The sequence below is a fragment of the Nostoc sp. genome (genome assembly GCF_036917315.1).
Taxonomy (GTDB): Bacteria; Cyanobacteriota; Cyanobacteriia; order Cyanobacteriales; family Nostocaceae; genus Nostoc.
In genome coordinates this window covers 242,247-265,669 of the sequence record NZ_JBALDR010000071.1, presented here as the reverse complement: position 1 = coordinate 265,669, position 23,423 = coordinate 242,247, and the positions used below count along the sequence as shown (strand labels likewise).

The window sequence follows — 23,423 nt, the reverse complement described above, 5'->3', positions numbered from 1 at the left end:
GGTATAAATATGCAAGTAGAAAGTATTGAGGGGTTTAGACTTTCACCTCAGCAAGAGCATTTATGGTTGCTACAACAAATCGATCAAAGTTGGGCTTATCGTAGTGATTGTGCAATTTTGATTGAAGGAAATATTGATGTCAATAATTTAGAATTGGCATTGCAAGATGTTGTCAATCGCTATGAGATTCTTCGCACCAGTTTTGTTTGTCTACCTGGAATGACTATTCCAGTACAGGTAATTACAGATAGCAAGGTCATTTTAGAGAATAAATCTGATATTAGTAATTTGAAACCTCAAGAACAAGAGGCGAAGATTGAGTTAATTTTTCAGGAAATTAAACAACAAGATTTTGAGTTTGAACAAGGTTTAATTTTACATACATATTTGGTAACTATTTCGTCAGATAGGCATATATTATTTATCAGCTTGCCTGCTCTCTGTGCAGATAGTGTAACCCTTAATTGTTTAGTACAAGAACTGGCTTTTTCTTACTTAGGAAAATTGGATAAAGAATTATCTGAAGAACCACTCCAGTATGCGGACTTTTCAGAATGGCAAAATCAAATATTAGAAGCAGAAGAAACAAAAATAGGCAGAGAATATTGGCAACAGCAAAATTTCTCTAAAATTGACACTTTTCAGCTTCCTTTTGAAAGCCATCTCTCGAAAAAACAGAAGTTTCAACCAAAATTAGTAAATTCAATTATTACTCCAGAATTGGTAGCTAATATTGAAACATTGGCTCAGAAGTATAATACTTCTGCATCTAACTTTTATCTAACTTGCTGGCTGGTTCTACTTTGGCGACTGAGTGGACAATCTGAGATAATCATCGCCAAGGAATTTAATGGCAGAAAATATGAGGAACTTAAAGGAACATTGGGACTATTTGCTAAATATTTACCACTTCATTGTAATTTAGAAGGTAATTTTAAATTTAGTCAACTTTTACAGCAAGTGCATGAATCTGTAGAATCTATCGACAAATGGCAAGAATGTTTTACTTGGGAACAAATATCAGAAGGAGATAATAAATCAGATATTTTGCCTTTTTTGGCTGTGGGTTTTGATTTTACAGAAGAAAATACAAAGCATTGTGCAGATAATATCTCATTTTCTATTTTCAAGCTTGATACCTGTACTGAGCGTTTCAAAATTAAACTTTCTTGTAGACGCCAGAAGGATTTTTTGAATGCAGAATTTAATTATGACTCTAACCTCTTTTCTGAACAGAATATTGCAGGTTTAGTAGAGCAATTTCACAAGCTAGTAGAAAGTGCCACGTATGATCCAGAAGGTTCAATCAGTGAATTAGAAATTTTAAGCGATCGCACCCTGCACCAGCTTCTATTTGAGTTCAATCAAACTCAAGCTGACTATCCACAAAGTAACTGCATTCATCAGCTATTTACAGAGCAAGTAGAACGCACACCAGATAATATTGCCGTTGTATTTAACAACCAGCAACTCACTTATTCTGAACTGAATAAACGTGCAAATAAACTAGCTCATTCCTTGGAAAAGTTGGGGGTAGGTGCAGAAGTATTAGTGGGAATTTGTGTGGAACGTTCCCTAGAAATGCTCGTAGGTATCTTGGGTATTCTCAAAGCTGGTGGTGCTTATGTTCCCCTCGATCCGCACTATCCTCAAGAGCGTTTAGCCTTCATGCTAGAGGATACTCAAGTATCCATATTATTGACTCAGCAGCATCTCTTGGAAGGCTTACCCAACCACGATGCACAGACAATTTGCTTAGATACAGATTGGGAAGCTATTGCACAGGAGAGTCAGGAAGCACCCGTTCCAACAGCAACTCCTGAAAACTTAGCTTATGTAATCTACACTTCTGGTTCTACAGGTAAGCCTAAAGGTGTTGCGATCGCACATCGTAACCTAGTTCACTCCACAACTGCACGTATTACCTACTATCAAGAACCTGTCAGCAGCTTCTTATTACTTTCATCCTTTGCTTTTGATAGTTCTATTGCGGGTATTTTCTGGACACTTTGTTGTGGCGGAACTCTACATTTGCCAGAAGAGGGTGTACAACGAGAAGTCACTAAACTCATAGAGTTAATTTCTCAAAATGGAGTTTCCCATTTATTAAGTCTTCCTTCTCTATATGCTCTAATATTGCAACAAGCAAAACCAGAACAGTTAAATTCCCTGCGTGCTGTCATAGTTGCAGGTGAATATTGTCCGCTAGAATTGGTAGAACATCACTCTCAATTACAGTCGGAAGCATCTCTATTTAATGAGTACGGGCCTACAGAAGCAACTGTTTGGAGTAGTGTATACCGTTGTCATTCTCTAGAAACCGGAACGCAAATATCTATTGGTCATCCCATAGCCAATACAAAAATATATATACTAGACTCTCACTTACATCCAGTTCCTGTTGGTGTTTCTGGCGAAATTTATATTAGTGGTGAAGGTTTAGCTAGAGGTTATTTAAATCACCCTGGAATCACATCCGATAAATTCATTCCCCATCCCTTCAGCCAACAACCAGGAATGCGCCTGTATAAAACTGGTGATTTAGGGCGATATGTTAATGATGGCAATATTGAGTTTTTAGGGCGGATTGATAACCAAGTAAAGATTCGCGGCTTCCGTATAGAGTTAGGCGAGATTGAAGCATTACTAAATCAACATCAGGGAGTACAAGAAACAATAGTTATTGCGCGTGAAGATGTACCAGGAAACAAACGCTTAGTTGCTTATGTAGTTCCCCAGTCAAAATCAGCCACTACAGTTAATGAACTCCGCAACTTTGCAAAAGATAAACTACCAGAATTCATGGTTCCATCAGTTGTTGTACTACTAAAAGAATTACCTCGAAGCCCCAATGGTAAAGTCGATAGAAAAGCCTTACCCTCACCAGAGCAAGTCAGGTCAGATTTAATAGGAGAGTTTGTTCCTCCTCGCACGCCTGTAGAAGAAACGTTGACTCAAATCTGGGCGGAAGTTTTAAAAGTTGAGAAAGTTGGGATTTACGACAACTTCTTTGAATTGGGTGGACATTCTTTATTAACTACTCAATTACTTGCCAAAGTTAAAGAAACTTTTAACTTGGATATATCTTTACGCAGTTTGTTAGAGAAGCCTACAGTAGAAGGTTTAGCGGAAAATATCGATCGAGTTTGTCAAACAGAAGTTAATTACCCAACTTTGGATATCAAAACTGAAACTGTTTTAGATGCGACAATTTATCCTCAAAGTGTTGGTAAGTTTATCCCTGAACCAAACGTTATTTTACTGACTGGAGCCACAGGCTTTTTAGGAGCCTTTTTACTGGCTGAACTTCTGCAACAAACCAAAGCAGATATTTATTGTTTAGTACGTAATTCAAATTTTGAAAATAGCAATAAAAAGCTGCAAACCATTCTGGAATCTTATGGAATTTGGAACGAAACATGGAATTCCAGAATTATTCCCATTGTCGGTGACTTATCAAAGCCGCTTTTGGGTTTAGAAATTGAAAAGTTTCAACAATTAGCATCTACAATTGATGTCATTTACCATAATGGTGCTTGGGTGCATCATATTTATCCCTACTCTATTCTGAAACCTGCAAACGTGCTGGGTACACAAGAAATTCTCAGATTAGCTAGTCAAATTAAAACCAAACCAGTACATTTTATTTCTAGTTCTGGTGTTGTATCTTCAAAAGTTGAATCGGGAGTTAAATTAGTACGAGAACAGGATAGCCTGAATGAGAATGAATTTCCCAGCAATGGATATTGTCAAACTAAATGGGTAGCTGAAAAATTATTAAAAACTGCGGCTAAAAGAGGCATTCCTATCTCTATTTATAGACCATCACGTATATCTGGACATAGTAAAATAGGTGTTTTTAATAGTAATGACTTCTTGTACAAACTGATAATAGGTTGTGTCCAATTGGGAAGTGTGCCAGATATAGACATTAGAGAAAATATAGTTCCTGTGGATTATGTCAGCAAAGCAATAGTTCATTTATCGAAACAGGAAGAATCTCTCGGTAAAACCTTCCACTTAGTTCATCCCCAAACTCTCCACTCAAATACACTTATAGACCATATTCGCTCATGGGATTATTCAATTGAGCAGATTTCTTATGACCAGTGGCGAGAGAAATTGCTCAATGTTACTCAAGATTCATTAGACCATCCTTTATATTCATTAGTGCCATTTTTTCCAGCAAGACAAGCTCACGAAGAAAGTTCCAACTCAGGATTTATACAGCTTGATAACCAAAACGTTATGAATGGATTAGTCGATACTTCCATTACTTGTCCTTCGCTAGACAATAAATTACTCAACGTTTATTTTTCTTATTTGATTAAGCAGAGTTATTTAGATCGTAAAGTTTGAGAACAAAGACTAACTAAATTTTTTCCAATAGTTTCAGGAGTAATATTTCATGAACTCGACAATTCGTTACGATGATTATGATGTTTTAGCTCGCATATACAACGAAGATTGGGTATTAGAACTTTTTGAGGAAACAATACCAGTTTTAGAAAAATTGTTACTACCCCATTTAACTCAGGGAGCGCATATTCTTGACCTTTGTTGTGGTACTGGACATTTAGCACAAGAATTACTCAAACAGGATTATAAAATCACAGGGATTGATGGCTCTGAGCAAATGTTGCTTTATGCTCGTGAGAATGCGCCAGAAGCAAAACTCATCCTTGGCGATGCTCGATTTTTCGATTTACCAGTTAGCTTTGATGCAGTAGTTTCAACGACTGGTTCTCTGAACTATGTTATGAATATTGAAGAATTAAAGTGTGTATTTAACAATGTTTATAATGGACTAACTGAAAATGGAACATTCTTGTGTCACTTCTTCACAGAAGAAGAATTCCAATCAAATTGGAGCGGTAAAATTTCTGGTAATGTCAAAGATGATTACGCTTGGTCTACAAAAAATATCTATAATCCAGAAAATAAAATAGGTCAAATTTATTTAACTGTATTTACATTATTAGAAAAAAGTTGGCAACGTTTAGATAAAGTTATTTCTGAAAAATGTTATACCAAAGAAGAGATTGTTTCTGCTCTAGAAACTGCTGGATTTAGCGAAATTAGCAGTTACGATGCACATCAGGATTTAGGAATATCTCAAACACCTGGTAGTATTTATTTTATTTGCTATAAGCGCGTGCATCTTTAATAAATGTAAAATGGCAGCCAAATAATACATTGCGATTATAAATCAAAACAAGAAACTTTATGAATGCACAACCAGTTACATTACCTCAAAATTCAGACAATCTAACTAAGCTGCTAGCTAAAACCGGACTTACTCAGCAGCAGCAAGAGTATTTACAATATTTTATCAATAGCTACAGCGATCGCACCAAAACATCAAAGCAAATTTCTCAAAATTCTCGCTTATTTTTATCTGATGATAAAAATTTAGGAGAGTTTAATTTACTCTTGAAAGAAATGTATTATCCCATTGTTGCTAATCGCTCTTTGGGTTCCAAAATATGGGATGTAGATGGTAATGAATATGTAGATGTAATGATGGGATTGGGAATTAATCTTTTTGGTCATAATCCATCTTTTATTAAAGAGGCTTTAATTACTCAAATGGATAAAGGAATCCAAATTGGCCCCCAATCAGAACTTGTTGGTGAAGTGGCTGAGTTAATTTCTCAACTTACTGGAATGGAACGGGTTTGTTTTAGCAATACAGGTACAGAAGCCGTAATGACTGCTATCCGCATTGCTAGAGCCGTTACAGGACGTAATAAAATCGTGATATTTTCTGGTTCTTATCACGGTCATTTTGATGGTACGTTAGTTAAAAGTCATAATGCAGAAAATAATCACTCTGGAATACCATTAGCACCGGGAGTAATACCAAATTTTGTTAATGATGTTTTAGTGTTAGATTATGCTAACCTGGAATCATTAGAAATTATCAAGACTCATCAACAAGAATTAGCAGCAGTTTTGGTAGTTCCCGTACAAACTAGTAGACCAGCTTTACAGCCGAAGGAATTTCTGTACCAGTTACGGGAATTAACACAAGCAACTGAAATTGCTTTAATTTTTGATGAAATGGTTACAGGTTTCCGCATTCATCCTGGTGGCGCACAAGCATATTTTGGCGTACAAGCAGACATCGCTACCTACGGAAAAATTGTTGGTGGAGGAATACCCATTGGAGTAATTGCTGGAAAAAGTAAATATATGAATGCAATTGATGGTGGTATATGGAACTATGGCGATGATTCCTACCCTCAAACCAAAAAAACATTTTTTGCAGGTACTTTTTGTAAACATCCATTAGCGATGACTGCTGCAAAAGCAGTACTCAAATATCTGCAAAGTGGAGGTTTATCATTGCATCATAAATTGAATGAACGGACGACACAATTTGTTACTGATTTGAATAATTATTTTACCGATGAAAAACTACCGCTAAAAATGGCTAATTTTGGCTCATTATTTGGTTCTGCATCAGTAGAACTTTCTGAGGGAAATTCTACAGCTTCAGTCACTATGAGCTTATTAAAATATCATCTACTGCATAAGGGAGTTCACCTTTTGGGTATTAGCGGTTATTTATCTACAGCCCATACAGATGAAGATATCAGCTACATTATTCAAGCTGTTAAAGATAGTGTAGAACAACTAAGCTCTGGAGGTTTTTTGCCTCCTCGTACTTCTGTTTAAAATTTTAGTTGAGTAATATAAATTAATTGGAGATAAAAATGAGTCAAATGACTTCAGAAGAAACAACAATTTATAAAGTTGTAGTCAATCATGAGGAACAATATTCTATTTGGCCTGCTGAACGAGAAAATGCTCTTGGTTGGACAGATGCAGGAAAAAGTGGACTAAAATCAGAATGTCTGGAATACATTAAAGAAGTATGGACTGATATGAGACCTTTAAGTTTGAGAAAACAAATGGAAGAGGCTGCTAATAAAAATCGGTAGTTGAAATATTTTTGACTAATTGACTTGAGGTAAGGCAAAAATGAATAGTTGGTGGAATTCAGGAAATAACTTTTAGTAGAAGATGACCAAATCCCTCATAACTACCGCACAGTAGTTTGAGGGATTTACGATCTGTTTTTTTCCAAAAGGTAAAAAAAGGGTTGTTCTTTCTAGCTAATTGCTTTCTTTTTCTTCAGCCATATTCCCAATAAACCAGCAGTAACAACTATTCCTCCAATAGTTGATGGTTCAGGCACAGGTTTTACACTCACATTATCCAAATATAAGAATCCATATTTATCCCAATCCCCAAACTTTAACTCTGTGGATGATGCATCTGCCGTGAAATTGAACTTATATTGCGTGTATGGTTGAAAAGAAATGTCTTTTCGATCGAAAAGCTTATTTCCACCTACAAATGTCTGAAATTGATTATCAAGGTCAGGGGCCTCATCTATAGATGCTAAATAGTAACTAAGTTCGTATTGCTGGCCAGGTTGTGTAGAAAGTGTCTGTGATATGTAGCTGAGGTCTATAAATCCACTAAGTGATAAGCCCTGATTACCACTATTATGCTGAGGAAAATTGCTTATTCTTATCCCTGATATATCCATCGGATTGCCAGACTTAGTCCAGTCTGTAATATTCGGATTTGTAGCGTTGGAATTGTTAGGATCTACGAGGGGATCGAGTTCAAAGCTTCCGTTTTTAACAAGTTCTGCCGCTTGTGCTGCTGTATTATAAATATTAGCGATCGCAGCAGTGCTAATTAAGGTAGTAGTAAAACTAAAAACAATAATTGAGAGTTTTTTAGTTAAATTCATGAAACTTGACTCCAAATAATTCTAAATTTTTACAATGAAAATAAGTTGATAGTTACATCAATGCTGGCTGGGTTTCAGTAGTGTCAATAAAAATGAACACTTTTTTCTGGTTTAGAAGAGTTAGCTATAGATGTGGATAATAATTCATACACCAAGGCAATTTTTCTCAATAAACGCATTATGCAGTTTTTAAATCAGATGAATTTTAGTGGCATTCTTGACACTATTGAGCCAGACATTGCTTAGGCTTCTACCTATGGTTTATTCATCTCCATAGTTTTTTACTTTATTTTCAGGTGTAGCTTTGACACTCACATCATCCAAATATAAAAACGCATACTTGGCTTGAGAACCAAATTTTATCTCGGTGGATCTTCCTTTTGCTCTAAAATTTAACGTGTATTGTGTGTAGGGTTGATAAGAAGTATCTTTTTGAACATAAACTTTTTTACCACCTACAAAAACCTTAAATTTGTTGTTCAGATCGGGTGCCTCTTCTGTCGATGCAAGATAGTAGGTAAGTTTGTAGCGTTGACCAGGAAATGTAGGGATAGTCTGCGATATGTAGCTAATGGCTGAAAATCCACCAAGCGATAATCCTTGCTTACCAGTATTAGGAAAATTGTCAATTTTAGTACCTGATATATCTATCGGGCTACCAGATTTAACCCATCCTGTAACATTAGGATTTGTAGTTTCGGGATTAGTTGGATCTATAAGAGAGTCGTATTCAAATCCCCCATTGATAATCAGTTCTTGTCTTTCAGCTTGTGCTGCTGACTTATAAGTATTAGTAATCACAGCAGTATGAAGGAAGGCAGTAGTCAAACTACAAACAATAATTGAGAGTTTTTTAGTGAACTTCACAAGACATAACTCCAAATAGTTCAAAATTCACGACAACGAGTACTTGATTGATTTACTTTCTGGTAATTAAGGCAGGATAAACCCGTAAGTATTTTTGAAGATATTCTGAGCAGTATTACCACTTAAGTAGTTAGAAAAACTCTGTGCCGTCGTTAAAACTTTAGTTCTGGTGAGTATGCCCAGTGGATAAACAATCGAATTGCTCTCTGTTGTGAGGGCAGTTTGTACTACTCTTACCTTGTTAGAAATGGCCGCATCAGTTTTGTAAACAACACCTGCGTTAATAGTTTTATTTACACCTCCAACTACAAGAGTTTTATTTTCAACAGCAGTTAAGACGGCACGCACATTACTAGCACGGTATAATTTAGGACTGAGAATATTAAAAATACCTCGGCTAGTGAGAACTTGTTTGGCATAATTCCCTGCTGGCACAACTGGAGGAGTACCTGTGTAGTCACCTATAGCAATACCAGTAATATTGGCATTGCTTAAACCATTGAAGCTAGTGAGGGCAGCACTACCAGCACTAACGGGAGATGTCGTAGGCGCAATCAAAACTAGACGGTTTTTGACAACGTTTTTGCGGCTACCTGCAACCAATTTACTTGGGGTTGAATTTTGCAATACATCTATTTGGTTGGTAGCAGCAGAAATGAAAATATCTGCTGGCGCTCCTGCTTGTATTTGACTCAGTAAAGTACCAGAAGCACCAAACGTATAAACAACGTTGACGCCTGGGTTAGCATTTTGGTACTGAGTCTTAATGGCATTCAGCGCGTTTGTTAAGCTGACAGCCGCATACACGTTAAGTGTAGTTACAGAGCTTGCTGGTGATAAATTAAGGAACTGCAAGCCTATTACCAGCATCATGCTGCTAACTGCTGTAGCAATCCAAGCAATAAGTCTTCTTCTGTTCATGAAAGTTATGGTTTGGGGAAAATATTACCTAAAAGTCTCATTGTTGACATACCTGACTTACGCACAGTCAACAGAAATACCAACCACACAGAAGGTAGAGGATATAGATAAATGGGAGTTAGAGGAGGTTTTGGCGTAAATCTTACGCATCATAAATTCTGGAAACAACAAACGGCCAATCACAATTGCTAAAAGCATTGGTGTGATGGGCGGTTTGTTTCCAAGTGGAATTACACAAACAGCAAGTGAAATGTATTTAGTGATGAAATAATATCAGTTAAATAAGCTTGTTACCAACTTTTTTGGTCAATAAATCCTGACAAAAAGCTAATGCAAGTATATTTAAATTCTCTAAATAGCCCTTTTTTATATACATAGTAAGGATTGTGCTATGAAATTTTCATATCGCTTTTAAATATCTAAATCTTGATTTATACCAACTAAATATTTTTGCTCATCTATTTAACTAACTTTATTGGTATTTAAGCGCTGCTCTGACAATCTTTGGATGCGATCGCCTCATCGCCTCTACCACTGTGTAAAAAAGAGTCAGCGCATCCAGAAGTACTTATAACTAATCCACCTGGACGATCTACATATAATTCTTTATTTGTATAAAAATATATACAAACTCTTATGATATCAATAAAGAAAATGATTTAACATACGCCTAATGATAGATAGATTTTATTAAATTAATAGTTTAGATTTGTAACAAGTTACACAGAACTAGGTAAAACACATGGCCAACATAATTGACACTGCTACCAGCAATGGTTCTTTCAAGACACTAGTTGCAGCAATCCAAGCAGCTGGTCTAGTAGATACACTTAAAGGCGCAGGGCCATTCACCGTCTTCGCACCCACTGACGAAGCGTTTAACAAGCTTCCAGCAGGTACTGTAGACGCATTATTGAAAGATCCTGCAAAGCTCAAGAAAATCTTGACCTATCATGTTGTTTCAGGCAAGGTACTTGCTGCTGATGTAGTTAAGCTGAAGACAGCTAAAACAGTTGAAGGTTCAGATGTAAAAATTGACGCTTCTAATGGCGTTAAGATCAATGATGCAACAGTTGCAACAGCAGATGTTGCTGCTGATAACGGTGTCATCCACGTCATTGACACAGTTTTGATTCCTGCATAACCCAACGTCTGAATAGCAAATGCTATTTATGACGTGACGACTACCTATAGTCGTTTCTTCATTACAGTCTGGTTGAATGTTTTTTAGTAAACATCAACTACCAATAAATCCATCTAGATCGTGTCTAGATGGATTTATTGTTTTATGCGTATAGAAACGTTGCAATTGCTAGTTTCCCTTAATTAGCTGTCATCAAATTTTTAGTTTTGCCAAACCTAAATAACGGATACCTTCGGGGGAAATGTCAAAACGGCAAGGTAAGACTTCTAAACCGAGAGCGATCGCATCCCGCAATAATTTACCATATATAGGATCTGTGCGATCGCCAGGGGAAAACTCGATACAATCACCGCGATTGATAAAGTAAAGCATCACTGCACGAGTCAAAGGTAACAGCGCCATCAGTTCTCGCAAGTGCTTTTGCCCTCTTGTAGTCTCCGTGTCAGGAAATAAAGCTAATCTTCCTTCTGACAAAGTTGTATTTTTCACTTCTAAATAAATCGGGCGTTCTTCATCACTCCCCGTCAAGAAAAAATCCACTCGACTTTTTTTATCTAGCCCATAAACTACCTCACCCTTGATTTGGCTATAGTTGCCCAATTCTGGAAAAAGATGTTTCGCCAAAGCTAGCTTTACCACCCGATTGGGCAAAAAAGTATTTATGCCTACCCAAGTCGGCTCATTGTCATGTACCTGAATTAGTTCTAAAGTGTAAGCCAATTTGCGGTTAAGATTATCGCTTTTGGAAAGCTGTACGGCACTTAGAGGTGTTGATACTCCAGTCATTGGCCCTGTATTGGGACAGTGCGCTGTCACTATTTCGCCAGAAGTAAGTTGAACGTCAGCAAAAAACCGCTTGTAACGCTTGAGTAAAATACCGGGATACAAAGGTGGGTAATAGTAAAGCCAATCTATCATTATGGAACCTTGTCGCTGTTTGTAAATATACGTCGATTTTTTGCCCACCGAACCCATATCTGCAAATCTTTTCAACAGCTACTCTGCCCTCTGACAGAATTGGGGTAACTTTACATATCATGGATTGTCAACTTTTGTAGTTAAATTGACAACATAGTAATAAAAAGTAGCATATACTAAGTATTACAAGCCTCCCATAAAAATCTGGGAAAATTTCAACGTGCAAGGAGGTAAATCCTATGCAAAAAGTGTGGACAGCAACGGAATTAGAATATGCTTTTCTATTTACTCTTAGAAAGGTAAATTCCATCAGTCTAGAAGGTTTTAAGGCATTTTTTAATAATATGCCTCTTGACCCTTATATCAAAAACAATTATCGTTCTAGAAGATTATCTCGGTTCACAGTCTCTGGAAATCAGTTAATCAAATTACCTCATGGCGTCTTCTTTCAAAGTAAAGAGCATAATCGATTAGCGGGTGACATCAAAAGAGAGTTTGCAGAATTAGATGATGCACTCATAGAACTTGATATTTTCAAAAATCTTGTTTTGGCATTTAGTGATTCTTGTAAACTTCATCCTGAAGCTGAAATCGGAGTTCATCAAATTAGAATTAGTTGTTCTCCAGAAAATTTTGGTAATCCAGCACCTGAAGGTATCCATCAAGATGGCACTGATTTTATTGGCATATTCTCAGTAGATAGAGAGAATATTCAAGGTGGAGAAACACATCTGTATACTGCCAAAAAAGAAAAGCCTGTATTTAGCAAAATTCTAAATCCGGGAGAACTCCTATTGATTAATGACCATGAGTTTTTTCACTATGCCAATCCGATAAAACCACAAACTGAGGCTCAAGGAAATTGGGATGTTTTTGTTCTGACTTCTCCCAGCTTGCTTTCAGATTAATTTTAGTGTGAGAATTCAACACTCAGAAAGCAGAATAAATTCAGTATTATTAGTATATTGATTCCACAAATTTTCTGCTGATTATTAACTTATTCTGACCCCTAATTTCTGGATTTTAGTCAACTGTAAATATTTTACAATCTACAAGATATGGGGAATTGAATCTAGTCATTTCCCCAATTTTTTATTGGGAAGTAGTATGTTAGTTTTATTTCACAGAAAGGATAAAATATACTTAAAATATGAAGATGAGTGCATAGGTTAGGCTACGAAAGAAGTCTGCTGGAATTCAATTAACTGAATCAACCAAACAAATGCCATGAATGACGAATTCTACAATAGAGGATTGGAAAAGGCTAGGCGAAAAGACTACGCGGGAGCAATTGAGGAATTTAACCATACTTTACAACTGACACCTTACTTTAGCGAAGCTTATTTGCAACGGGGTTTAGCACATTATGACTCAGGTGCAATATTGAAAGCTGTTTCAGATTATACTGAAGCTCTGAAGCTGAATCCTGAGAGTGTAGAGGCATATTATTGTCGGGGATTGGCTAGAGTAGCGCTGAAAAATTTATCGGGAGCGCTAGACGATGTTGAACGTGCGATTCGTCTCAATCTCAATTATGCTGCTGCTTATAATCTGCGGGGAATGGTACGGCGCAAACAGGGTTATATTCAAGATGCGATCGCTAACTTTAAAAAGGCTGCACAATTATATCTAGAGCAACAGGACAAAGAGAATTGTCGTTTGTCTTTAGAACGAGTTAAACAGCTACAACCACCAGAGAAACCTGCCCTTGAGGAATCGCGTTCTAGCAATGCGCCAATTTTATCCACCAATGATTATTTCACGCAATTATTAGAAAAGGCTGAAAAGGGAGATACTCAAGAAGCACTCGCCGATTTAAACTGGGTATTAAAAGCCGATCCGCAAGATGCCCAAGCTTACTGCTGTCGTGGCGTTGTGCGTTGTAAAATGGGGAATTATCGAGAAGCGATCGCAGATTTTAATCAAGCATTACGACTAAATTTTCAAGATGCCATTGTCTATCGCAACCGAGGTAAAGCCCGTTCTGTCTTAGGAGATCATCAAGGTGCGATCGCGGATCTTAACCAAGCAGTCCAGATGCAACCCGAAGATGTCCTAGTTTATATTGCCAGAGGTAATGTCTATCGGGCAATGGGCAATTATCTCGGTGCAATTCAAGATTACACCCAAGCGTTGCAAATCAATTCTGATGATGCTCAAGCTTATTACAATCGCGGCATTGCCTATACTTGCTTAGAAGAAATACAAAACGCCGTGGAAGATTATCAACGGGCGGGAAGTATCTTTTGCGAACAAGAAGACTGGGAAAATTATCAACAAGTCTTAAATAGCCTAGAAAAAATCCAGAAATTTAGTCCAGAGTCAAAAAAGCAAAAATATCACCTACTACGTCAGCGACTTTTACGAATGGTTGGGGGATACTGGGAAATTGCCGAACGATTGATTCAGCAAAACAAAGATTATCATCCTGGGATGTCAGACGAGTGGTATTTGCAAAAAGTGATTGATGATTTAGAACGCGATCGCAATAGATAAAATATAAATGCCACTACAAACGTAAAATCACCCGTACATTATTTATACGGGTGAAAATGCGAGCGATCGCTTGTTATTTTCCAATGAAACTAAATGTACCCTATCTTAAACACCGTTTCAAAGTTTAGTGAGAAGTGCGACTTTGACGGCGGCGGCGCAATCCAAACATACTAGCTGCTCCCACCGCAAACATTGATAGAGTAACAGATGGTTCAGGAACCGTAGCGCCAATTAACGCTTTAACATTTGCCTCGCCGATATCAAGAACGACGACAACATCATTAAAATCGCGATCGGAACCTTCGTTCCCCTTACCAGTTGCAGGATCTACCCCTGAAGCGTATAAATCTCCGTATAAATCCTCGAATGCCAGGAGGATGTAGTTGTTGTAAGCATAAGCAACTGCGTGCTGTAGTCCATCAGCGTTAGAAGCAGTATCAGTACCAAAGATATTGGCAGAGTTGCCACGGTTCAAACCATCAGCTCTCAACCATAAATCTAGTTGAGTACCTGCGGTAACATTACCAACTTTGACCCCATCACCTAGTTTTAATGCGTTACCACCCCAGTCACCACTAACACATCCATTTCCTTGACAGGAAATATCATCAAAAAGCAGCCCAGACTTATTAGTAGTTCCTGTAGCTTCAAAGGCTAACTGATTTCTATAACCTGCACCCTCATTGATAAAGTAAACAGAAACATCGTGGTCGTATTTTAGGTTTAATTTATTGGGGTCTAATTTAAATTGTCCGCTGTTTGGAAGGGCAACACTTTCTGCTTGGACAAATTGTTGGAAAGGATTGTCGTTAAAACCAGTTTGAGACTTATTATATACAGTTGATTGAGTCCATGAACTATTCCAATTAAAATCAGCAGCAGATGCAGTTTCTACTTTGGAAACTAATCCGGTCAAGGTAGCTGTAGCGGCAATCAAGGCAGTGAGTAAATTAGGTTTCATATTAAGAGCCATTAAGTAGGGAAAACAATTTAGATAATGCTTTTTTTAGCAACTATCTGTCTTGATTTGTCTTTTATTTCTAACAGCTATGCTTCTGCAACGTCAATCTGTTTATTTACTTTTGATAGTAGATTCAAATAGCTCTTTATCTAAAGTATTTTCACTTAAAAAAGAGCATTTATAAACATGTATTGTACTGTTATTAGCACTTAGTAATTAAACTTATATACTGATTAAAATTTAATAAAGAATTTATCCTTTTCATGAAAATCAGATGTGCAATTTATATAGTGAAAAGCTAAAAGCTTAATCTATAGGGATTTTCATTTAAATGAGGTAGATAAGTAATAGTGCGCCGTCATCCGTATCAACTAAGCCAAGGCTTAGTTAATACGCTACTATACAAATAGAGTTTATCTCCGTACTTACGTTGAGAAACGTAGTATCTATCAAAGCAATGAAACCTGGGTAAATAAGTTTAGTCTTTGTTTTAAGCACTCAAGTGCTTATTACGTACTATGCTTTCGTTGGCTTGATTAACTAGTAGTCTGTCAAAATCGACTTCGGTATTGTCAGAATCTAGAAGTTATGCCGAGGATGGGAGACAATTTAAGAGGGTTGTGCCTTAAAATGACAGTCTTTGCTTAGACTTGATGAATATCTTTTAAGGTTAAAATAATCAAGCTTTTCCAGAGCTACATTCCCCCTTTCACAGATAAAATCTATATATGAACGCTACACAAGAAAAACTAAAAGCTCTCTTAGAGCAGGCTTTAATCGCAGCTTTTGGCGCTGACTACGCTGGAGTAGATCCAATTTTGGTTCCTGCTAGCAATCCTAAATTTGGCGATTATCAGGCGAATGTGGCTTTATCCCTGAGTAAAAAGTTAGGATTGCAACCAAGAGCGATCGCAGGTGCGATCGCCCTGAAACTAGATGTATCCGAAATCTGCGAACCACCAGAAATCGCTGGGCCAGGATTTATCAATCTGAAACTGAAAACAGCATACTTAGAAGCACAACTAAACGCGATTCAAGCCGATCCCAGACTGGGAGTTCCAGCTGCGAAAACGCCGAAGCGAGAAATTGTGGATTTTTCCAGTCCCAATATTGCTAAAGAAATGCACGTTGGACACTTGCGTTCGACGATTATTGGTGATTCCATCGCCCGGATTTTAGAATTTCAAGGACATGATGTACTGCGGTTAAATCATATAGGCGATTGGGGTACGCAGTTTGGGATGTTAATCGCCTATCTGCGGGAAGTTTACCCAGACGCGCTTACCACCGCTAATGCTTTAGATATTGGTGATTTAGTTTCTTTTTATCGCAAAGCCAAATTGCGGTTTGATACCGATGAAGCTTTTCAAGAAACAGCACGCCAAGAAGTCGTCAGATTACAAGCAGGTGCAGAAGATACACTCCATGCTTGGAGATTACTGTGCGAACAGTCGCGGCAGGAGTTTCAAATAATTTATGAGTTGCTGGATATCAAGTTAACTGAACGCGGAGAATCTTTCTACAATCCCTTACTACCAGGAGTTGTGGAAGATTTAGAAAAATCTGGATTACTGGTAGAAAACCAAGGGGCAAAATGTGTTTTCTTGGAAGGGTTTACAAATAGAGAAGGTGAACCCTTACCCTTAATTGTGCAGAAATCAGATGGTGGCTATAACTACGCCACTACAGATTTAGCATCTCTCCGCTACCGGATTCAGCAGGATCGAGCAAAGCGGATAATTTATGTAACAGATGCTGGGCAAGGAAACCACTTTGCCCAATTTTTTCAGGTAGCACGCAAAGCCGGATGGATACCCGATGATGTGGAATTAGTGCATGTTCCCTTTGGGTTAGTGTTAGGAGAAAATGGTAAAAGAATCCAAACTCGTTTTGGGGACAGTGTGCGTTTGCGGGATTTATTAGATGAAGCTGTTTCTCGTGCCCATGCTGACTTAAAAACTAGATTACAAGAAGAAGAACGCCAAGAAAGTGAAGAATTCATTAATGAAGTTGCTAGGGTAGTTGGAATCAGCGCAGTTAAGTATGCAGACTTAAGCCAAAATCGCACTAGTAACTACATCTTCAGCTACGACAAAATGCTGGATTTTAAAGGTAATACTGCGCCCTATATGCTGTACGCTTATGCGCGGATTCAGGGGATTAGCCGCAAGGGTGATATTAACTTTAAAGAGTTGGGAAATAATGCCGTTTTGTTGGAGCATGAAACAGAATTAGCGCTAGCAAAATATTTACTTCAACTGGATGAAGTTATTAGTAGTGTAGAGCAAGACTTGCTGCCCAATCGTTTATGTGAGTATTTGTACGAACTGAGTAAAAAGTTTAATCAGTTTTACGATCGCAATCAGGGAGTTCAGGTGTTAGAGGCACAGGAACCGCAGCGCACATCCCGTTTAGTTTTATGTGATTTGACTGCTAGAACTCTGAAGTTGGGATTATCTCTGTTGGGAATTCAGGTATTGGAGAGGATGTAATATTTTTTAACGCAAAGTGGCGCTGAGGTAGCGCTAAGGTACGCAGAGTAAGAGTTAAGCTGATTTTTTCTTTGTGTACTTTGCGGTTTTTTAATTAGAATTGCTGGACTGGAGGCGATCGCTTATGGTACGGACACCATCAAAAAACATAACTTTGGCAGAGTTTCTGATGTTACCAGAAACAAAACCAGCTAGTGAATACATTGATGGCCAAATTATTCAAAAACCAATGGCACAGGGAGAACATAGCACTATTCAAGGTGAATTGATTATTTTTATTAATGCTGTATTGAAACCCCAAAAAGTTGCACGAGCATATCCAGAACTGCGGTGTACTTTTGGTGGCAGATCGATTATCCCGGATGTAGCGGTATTTACCTGGGAGAGAATACCTCGCAAAGAAAATGGCAGGGTAGCAAATTTATTTTCAGCAGCTCCTGATTGGACTATTGAGATTCTATCGCCTGACCAAAGGCAAACGAAAGTTACAAAAAATATCTTACATTGCTTGAATTATGAAACACAAATGGGTTGGCTGATCGATCCAGAAGAACAAACGGTATTTGTGTACATCCGGAATCAACAGCCAGTCATGTTGGATGAACTAGAAGCTTTACTCCCTGTGCCAGATTTTGCAAGTGAGTTGAGGCTGACAGTAGGAGATTTATTTGGTTGGCTGTTGGAGTAAACCAAATTTTGACGAATTGAGTAAGGAAATACACCAAGTGCAACAGGTTTTATGGGTAGGAATCGGTTGTAAACGGGGAACATCATGGCAGTTGATTGATGGGGCGATTGAGCAAGTCTTTCGAGAAAATCAACTTTTTCCAAGTGCGATCGCAGGTATTGCTACCATTGACACTAAAGCCTCGGAAGTTGGCTTAGTCAAACTTTGTCGCCTCCGCAATTTGCCCCTAAAAACCTTTTCTGCGGAAATACTTCGCTCTGTCTGTGTCCCCAACCCTGCCACAATTAGTGACGATCGAGTCGGTACACCTAGCGTAGCAGAGGCAGCTGCTATTCTTGCAGCCTCTCAACTCACATCTTTGACTGTTTTCCCCTTTACAAACATAGAGGAATTGCCAGTAAAGTTTTTAGTTCCTAAACAAATTTTCCAAATACAAGAGCAACCAGGAGCGGTAACTCTTGCTGTTGCCCAAGCTTTAAATATTATTACTATTATAAAAGTTCCTTAATTTTCTAGTCAACAACTCTCAAAAAATAGTTAATGATGCTAGAAACAATTGCTAATACAATTGAACCTAACAAAGCAGGTAAAAAGCCCTGAATCTCAAAACCAGAACCAGGAGTTAGGACACTTGCCAGCCAAAGGGCTAAGGCGTTAATCACCAATGTAAATAAACCAAAGGTGAGCAAGGTAATTGGAAACGTCAAAATCTGTAAAATTGGTCTAATAAATGCATTAACTAGACCAATTACAAAGGCAGCAATTAAGGCAGTCACAAAATTCTTGATAAAGAATCCCGGAACGATATTAGCTGTAATGAATAACGCCACCGCAGTACCGAGCCAAGTTAATAAAAAGTGTTGCATAAGTTTTTTTAGAGGAATTAGCAGTAAGTTTAATTAATTTCACTATTGCCAGTTGTGATTTGTAACACTATCGAGTGTTGTTGTACTTGACTCCTAAAGTTGACATCATCTTTTATCAGCCTAAAATCAATGTAATTTTTCAGTGCTGGCAAGAGAGATACTTCTAATCGGTATATCTTTATCGTATTGCAGGATGTACCGCAGTGAACTACCCACACTGACCTGAGTACAGTTTAAGTGGGGAACTTACGGTGATTTAGTTAAATTCATCAAAAATGCTCTAAAGCGCAAAACCCCTACAGAGGTTTATTGAAGTTGAAAAACCTCTGTAACTTGGGGATTTCCAAAAAAGAAATAAGTTCTCAGAACTTCGGAGCATTTCGTCCGCACCTTTGCTTACACGCAAAGGAGACGCTGGCTATGCTCATACTATGCCTAACGCCGCAAAAGAACCTCCCAGGTAGAGCCACCAACTACGCCGTCAGGTTCTAAACCATAGCGCTTTTGTGCAGCTTTCACCGCTGTTTCGGTTGTCTCCCCAAAGTCTCCATCGGCATCACCTTTCAAGAAACCCAGCTTTTTCAGTTGTTGTTGCAACTTAACAACTTCAGAACCACGTAATCCTATACGCAAAATTGGCAATCCTTCTGAGGTGTATTGAATACCAGGAGTTCGTTTTGTAGTTGTGTTTGACTGAGTTCTAGTAGTTGATGTAGTACGCTTAGGCGGTTTCTTTGTGCTAGAAGTTGTAGTTTTTCTGGGAGTAGCAGGTCTTGGTTCAGGGTTGTTCGGAACTTGGGTTACAGCTTTTTTTGGGGCAGTAGGTTTTGGTCTAGTCGGAACTTGTGTTACAGCTTGTCTGGGAGGGTTGGGGTTGGGATTTCTAACATTGGTGAGATTACTAGCCTGGGTTGGAACAGGAAAATTTGTAGCTGAGTTAAATCTTGGCTGAGATGAAGGGACGGTTGATGCTGCTACTGGTTGATTAGGAAAAAGTCGTTGCCAAGTGCTGGCATCAACAACGCCATCTGGATTCAAGCCAGCTGCTTGTTTAAACCGGGAAACAGCACTGGCTGTATTCTCACTATATGTACCATCTACAGCACCAGAGTAAAAACCCAAAAGTTTCAAAGCTGCTTGAAGTTCAGACACACGTTCGCCTTGGCTACCAACTTTGAGGATAGGGCGGTTGATGCTATTTCCAGGATTTACTTGGGCAATTTTTTGTGGTGCTGCTATTGATACTAGAGTCGTTGAGGTAATAAGCAGAGGCGTAGCGGAGAACAAGAATATTTTAATGGCTGATAAAGATTTAGACCTCTTTGGCCGCCAACCTTTTTGCCGTTTTTCCATTCTACAGCGATTTACAGTTGGGTCTAGTAATTTTAAGTAACTCAAAATACTTGCTGTCAGGCTGCTTTGCATGGAATTCACTCCCAGAATATTCTCATGCTAATGGTACAGCCGCTTGGTCTAAAAAACAGCTGCTGTATTTTACAATATCTCTGATGGGCGTAGCTGCGGCACATTCTCAGTTACGCGATCGCACGATTAATTGCTTCTTCTTGACCAACTAAAGACAAGTAAGGCTCTTTTAAATACTTACAAGCTGCGGCGATGCCATCCTGGGCACTCACCGCTGCAATCAATTCTTGAAACTTGGTGTCAAAATCAATTCCTAAGCCCAAAATTTCATACCAGCCGTATATTTGAGCAATTTGCCCGTTGGTTTGTTTACCCAAGGCGTACTGCCCCAGGATCTTGTTTTTAGCAGCTTGGAGTGCGCTTTCGGATACTTCGGTGGTAGACAATAAATCTACTTCTGTACGCAGTCCCTCTAGGGCAATGCTGGTATTCTCCGGTGCTGTACCTATATAAACCACAAAGGATGCTGGAAATAGCCTTGTAGAGTAAAAGGCGGATACTTCGTAAGCTAAACCGCGTTTTTCTCGTAATTCCACAAACAAGCGGCTAGAAAGCCCATTTCCCAAGTAGGTACACAGCAATTTCAGTGGGGCGTAGTCAACAGAACTCACCGCTGTTCCCAAATAACCGAGCATCACGATTGATTGTTGTGTCTGTATTGGCTTTAGTCTTACCTGCGGTTCCACCTTAATTTCAGGTAAATTTAGTATTGGCAGTGCTTGAGTTGTACCTTGCCAATCAGCAAAAACTTCTTCCACCAATGCCACTGCATTTGTGGGTGTGACTCTACCAGCAATACTAATTACTATATTATCTGGGCGGAAATAAGTTTGGTGATACTCCACTAAATCCGCACGAGTTAAGCGGCTCATGGTGGTTTCATCTCCTAGTACTGACATCGAGTAGGGATGATTTTGGTACATTACCTGTCGCATTTGTTCAAAGGCGACATTAAACGGTTGCTCTTTTTGGGAACGAATATCTTGGAGTGCTAAACGCCGTTCTAGTTCCACTTGAGTTTCGGGAAAAGTCGGCGATCGCAAAATCCGCCCTGCCAATGTTAAAATTTCCCCAAAATCGGATGTTACCGTTTTGAACGATAGCAAAAAATAATCAGTGCCAGCATCGGCACTCAAACTCGCCCCTACAGACTCAACTTTTTCTGCAATTTCCAAGCTAGAAAGTCCATCACATCCCTTTGTCATCACTGCTGATAACAAATGTGCTAATCCTGCTTGTTCCCGATTTTCGTTACAACTACCAGCACGCACAAAGATTCGCGCTGCAATAATGTCCGCAGCCGGATTTTCTGCCACCAGCACGACAAGGCCATTGTTCAATACAGTGCGATGGATGGGCGATTTTTGCAGCAAGGTTGTTATTTGTCCTTTGTCATTTGTCATTTGTCCTTTGTCCTTTGTCCTTTGTCATTCGTCTTTTGCTAATGGCTAATGACTAATAACTAACTAATGACTAACACGGTTTAAGTACAGTAACCGCGTAATTCTCTGGCGAGAGATACTGTTTAGCTAATTTTTGCAATTCTTGAGCATCAAAAGACTGAATTTGCTGGGGATATGTCACAGCTAATTCAGCTTGGGCGATGGTATTGTAATATCCATAAAGCCCCGTCAGCTGATTTGGCGTTTCGGTAGAAAAGGCATAATCGTTACATAGAAGTCTGCGTGTGCGGGCAAGTTCTTGTTCGCTAATTCCTTTCGTCTGCAAATCATCCAAATGAGCGCAAATTAAAGACTCAACTTCCTCAAGATTTTCTGGTTCTAACCAAGCAGTAATTGTAAATAAACTCGATTCCCGTTGTAGAGAAAAACTACTGCAAATTCCCTGTACCAATTGCAAATCTTCTCGCAGATCGCGCACTAAACGCGAAGTCCGCCCTTCTGCCAATAACACTGACAAAAAATCTAAACCATAGCCAGTACGGATATCTTCTACTCCGGGTACGAGCCACGCCATCAACAATCGCGCTTGCTCTATGCGTGGTAAACACAATTCTTGACGATGAATTCCTGTTATGACTGGCTTTGCCACTTTCTCCAACTGCGGACAATTCGAGCGTTCGGCAAAATCAGCAAATGAATTATTTACCATTTCCCAAGCTGGTTGCTGGGCTATACCTCCTGCAATTACCACCGTCATGTTTTCCGGCTGATAGTGGGCGTGATGAAAACAGCGCATTGCTTCTGGTGATTGCTGCATCAGTTCTTGCTCAGTACCCAGCACCGAACGTCCGTAAGGGTGATGCGGATAGATGCTTTGAATCAGCGCTTGAAATCCTATCCAGTCGGAATCGTCTTGACAAGAGCGAATTTCTTCTAGCACTACATCCCGTTCGCGGCTAAATTCATCTTCTGGAATTGCCGCATTGAGTAGTAGTTCTCCCAAGTGGGGCAGAGTATCTTTTAAATAAGGGGCAGCTGTGGTGAGTGAATAATGAGCATAATCATAGCTTGTCGCCGCATTACTGACGCCTCCCCGATTTTCAACTTGGGAATCGAACATTCCAGGGGGTAGCGTCGCCGTACCTTTAAAAATCATGTGTTCTAAAAAGTGCGCCATGCCAAACCACGGTTTTGGCTCTAAGCTGGCTCCAGCACGCACCCAAACATCCGCCACAACTACAGGAGTAGTGGGAATTTCTTGATGAATAAAAGTTAAACCACTCTCTAGTCGGAAGACCGAGGCTGGAAATACGGTATTAGTTAGTTGTTTTAACAATTTTTTGTAGTTTTAACCACAATTTAACGCAATTGTGTCATTTTAACTCTGAACGCTACCTCATTTAGAATCAAGGTATACAGATTTAGTAGAATTATGCTATTCCTGTTCTCCACATTACCGAAAAATTAGAAG

The 23,423-nt window shown here is 38.8% G+C and carries 19 protein-coding genes; 10 read left to right on the top strand and 9 right to left on the bottom strand.

Features of this window, described 5'->3' with window-relative positions; genetic code table 11:
• Positions 1-9 precede the first annotated feature (9 nt).
• Genes V7K84_RS33835 through V7K84_RS33820 form a run of 4 tightly spaced genes read left to right on the top strand, consistent with a single transcriptional unit; the run spans position 10 to position 6,947 of the window.
• Positions 10-4,359 carry a non-ribosomal peptide synthetase family protein gene (locus V7K84_RS33835; protein WP_334844819.1) on the top strand — a complete coding sequence of 1,450 codons (4,350 nt, stop codon included), beginning with the start codon at positions 10-12 and terminating at the stop codon, positions 4,357-4,359.
• 49 nt (positions 4,360-4,408) lie between these two features.
• Positions 4,409-5,167: a class I SAM-dependent DNA methyltransferase gene (locus V7K84_RS33830; protein ID WP_334844816.1), complete on the top strand. Its 759-nt coding sequence runs from the start codon at positions 4,409-4,411 to the stop codon at positions 5,165-5,167.
• 59 nt (positions 5,168-5,226) lie between these two features.
• Positions 5,227-6,681 (top strand): aspartate aminotransferase family protein, encoded by a 1,455-nt coding sequence (locus V7K84_RS33825; protein WP_334844814.1) that lies wholly within the window; start codon positions 5,227-5,229, stop codon positions 6,679-6,681.
• Between the two features lie 38 nt (positions 6,682-6,719).
• Positions 6,720-6,947 (top strand): MbtH family protein, encoded by a 228-nt coding sequence (locus V7K84_RS33820; protein WP_334844813.1) that lies wholly within the window; start codon positions 6,720-6,722, stop codon positions 6,945-6,947.
• Between the two features lie 170 nt (positions 6,948-7,117).
• Here V7K84_RS33820 and V7K84_RS33815 read toward each other — a convergent pair whose 3' ends face one another.
• The 3 genes from V7K84_RS33815 to modA all read right to left on the bottom strand — a co-directional run bounded on the left by V7K84_RS33815 (position 7,118) and on the right by modA (position 9,559).
• A complete protein-coding gene (locus V7K84_RS33815) occupies positions 7,118-7,771 on the bottom strand; it encodes a DUF642 domain-containing protein (RefSeq protein ID WP_334844812.1) in 654 nt (217 codons plus the stop codon).
• A 261-nt stretch (positions 7,772-8,032) separates the two neighbouring features.
• Entirely contained in the window at positions 8,033-8,638 is a 606-nt protein-coding gene (locus V7K84_RS33810) for a DUF642 domain-containing protein (protein ID WP_334844810.1), read from the bottom strand.
• 66 nt (positions 8,639-8,704) lie between these two features.
• Positions 8,705-9,559 carry a molybdate ABC transporter substrate-binding protein gene (gene modA, locus V7K84_RS33805; protein ID WP_334844808.1) on the bottom strand — a complete coding sequence of 285 codons (855 nt, stop codon included), beginning with the start codon at positions 9,557-9,559 and terminating at the stop codon, positions 8,705-8,707.
• Between the two features lie 742 nt (positions 9,560-10,301).
• Between modA and V7K84_RS33800 the strand changes: the two genes are divergently transcribed.
• Positions 10,302-10,703 (top strand): fasciclin domain-containing protein, encoded by a 402-nt coding sequence (locus tag V7K84_RS33800; protein ID WP_334844806.1) that lies wholly within the window; start codon positions 10,302-10,304, stop codon positions 10,701-10,703.
• A 192-nt stretch (positions 10,704-10,895) separates the two neighbouring features.
• On the opposite strand, the gene sfsA is transcribed toward V7K84_RS33800, so the two are convergent.
• Entirely contained in the window at positions 10,896-11,621 is a 726-nt protein-coding gene (gene sfsA, locus V7K84_RS33795) for a DNA/RNA nuclease SfsA (protein WP_334844890.1), read from the bottom strand.
• A 239-nt stretch (positions 11,622-11,860) separates the two neighbouring features.
• On the opposite strand from sfsA, the gene V7K84_RS33790 reads away from it, so the two are divergent.
• Together V7K84_RS33790 and V7K84_RS33785 are read left to right on the top strand one after the other, a co-directional pair.
• Positions 11,861-12,529 carry a 2OG-Fe dioxygenase family protein gene (locus V7K84_RS33790; RefSeq protein ID WP_334844804.1) on the top strand — a complete coding sequence of 223 codons (669 nt, stop codon included), beginning with the start codon at positions 11,861-11,863 and terminating at the stop codon, positions 12,527-12,529.
• A 319-nt stretch (positions 12,530-12,848) separates the two neighbouring features.
• Positions 12,849-14,117, top strand: a complete 1,269-nt coding sequence (locus V7K84_RS33785) for a tetratricopeptide repeat protein (protein WP_334844802.1) — start codon at positions 12,849-12,851, stop codon at positions 14,115-14,117.
• 124 nt (positions 14,118-14,241) lie between these two features.
• Here the strand turns inward: V7K84_RS33785 and V7K84_RS33780 are convergent, their stop codons facing one another.
• Entirely contained in the window at positions 14,242-15,078 is an 837-nt protein-coding gene (locus V7K84_RS33780) for a DUF4114 domain-containing protein (RefSeq protein WP_334844800.1), read from the bottom strand.
• A 728-nt stretch (positions 15,079-15,806) separates the two neighbouring features.
• Here V7K84_RS33780 and argS point away from each other — a divergent pair.
• The 3 genes from argS to V7K84_RS33765 all read left to right on the top strand — a co-directional run bounded on the left by argS (position 15,807) and on the right by V7K84_RS33765 (position 18,766).
• The gene (gene argS / locus V7K84_RS33775; RefSeq protein ID WP_334844798.1) at positions 15,807-17,570 is read left to right on the top strand and encodes an arginine--tRNA ligase; all 1,764 of its coding nucleotides are present in this window, start codon (positions 15,807-15,809) and stop codon (positions 17,568-17,570) included.
• Between the two features lie 124 nt (positions 17,571-17,694).
• Positions 17,695-18,258: a Uma2 family endonuclease gene (locus tag V7K84_RS33770; protein ID WP_334844797.1), complete on the top strand. Its 564-nt coding sequence runs from the start codon at positions 17,695-17,697 to the stop codon at positions 18,256-18,258.
• Between the two features lie 37 nt (positions 18,259-18,295).
• On the top strand, positions 18,296-18,766 hold the full coding sequence (locus V7K84_RS33765) for a cobalamin biosynthesis protein (RefSeq protein ID WP_334844795.1): 471 nt from the start codon (positions 18,296-18,298) through the stop codon (positions 18,764-18,766).
• A gap of 4 nt (positions 18,767-18,770) precedes the next feature.
• Here V7K84_RS33765 and V7K84_RS33760 read toward each other — a convergent pair whose 3' ends face one another.
• From V7K84_RS33760 to V7K84_RS33745, 4 genes are all read right to left on the bottom strand, one after another.
• Positions 18,771-19,124, bottom strand: a complete 354-nt coding sequence (locus tag V7K84_RS33760; RefSeq protein ID WP_094347683.1) for a phage holin family protein — start codon at positions 19,122-19,124, stop codon at positions 18,771-18,773.
• A 435-nt stretch (positions 19,125-19,559) separates the two neighbouring features.
• Complete coding sequence (locus V7K84_RS33755) at positions 19,560-20,549, bottom strand: peptidoglycan-binding domain-containing protein (RefSeq protein ID WP_334844793.1); 990 nt, start codon at positions 20,547-20,549, stop codon at positions 19,560-19,562.
• 110 nt (positions 20,550-20,659) lie between these two features.
• Positions 20,660-21,952 carry a M16 family metallopeptidase gene (locus tag V7K84_RS33750; protein ID WP_334844791.1) on the bottom strand — a complete coding sequence of 431 codons (1,293 nt, stop codon included), beginning with the start codon at positions 21,950-21,952 and terminating at the stop codon, positions 20,660-20,662.
• Positions 21,953-22,022: 70 nt separating this feature from the next.
• Positions 22,023-23,288, bottom strand: coding sequence for a M16 family metallopeptidase (locus tag V7K84_RS33745; protein WP_334844788.1), 1,266 nt, complete (start codon positions 23,286-23,288; stop codon positions 22,023-22,025).
• Between the last annotated feature and the right edge of the window lie 135 nt (positions 23,289-23,423).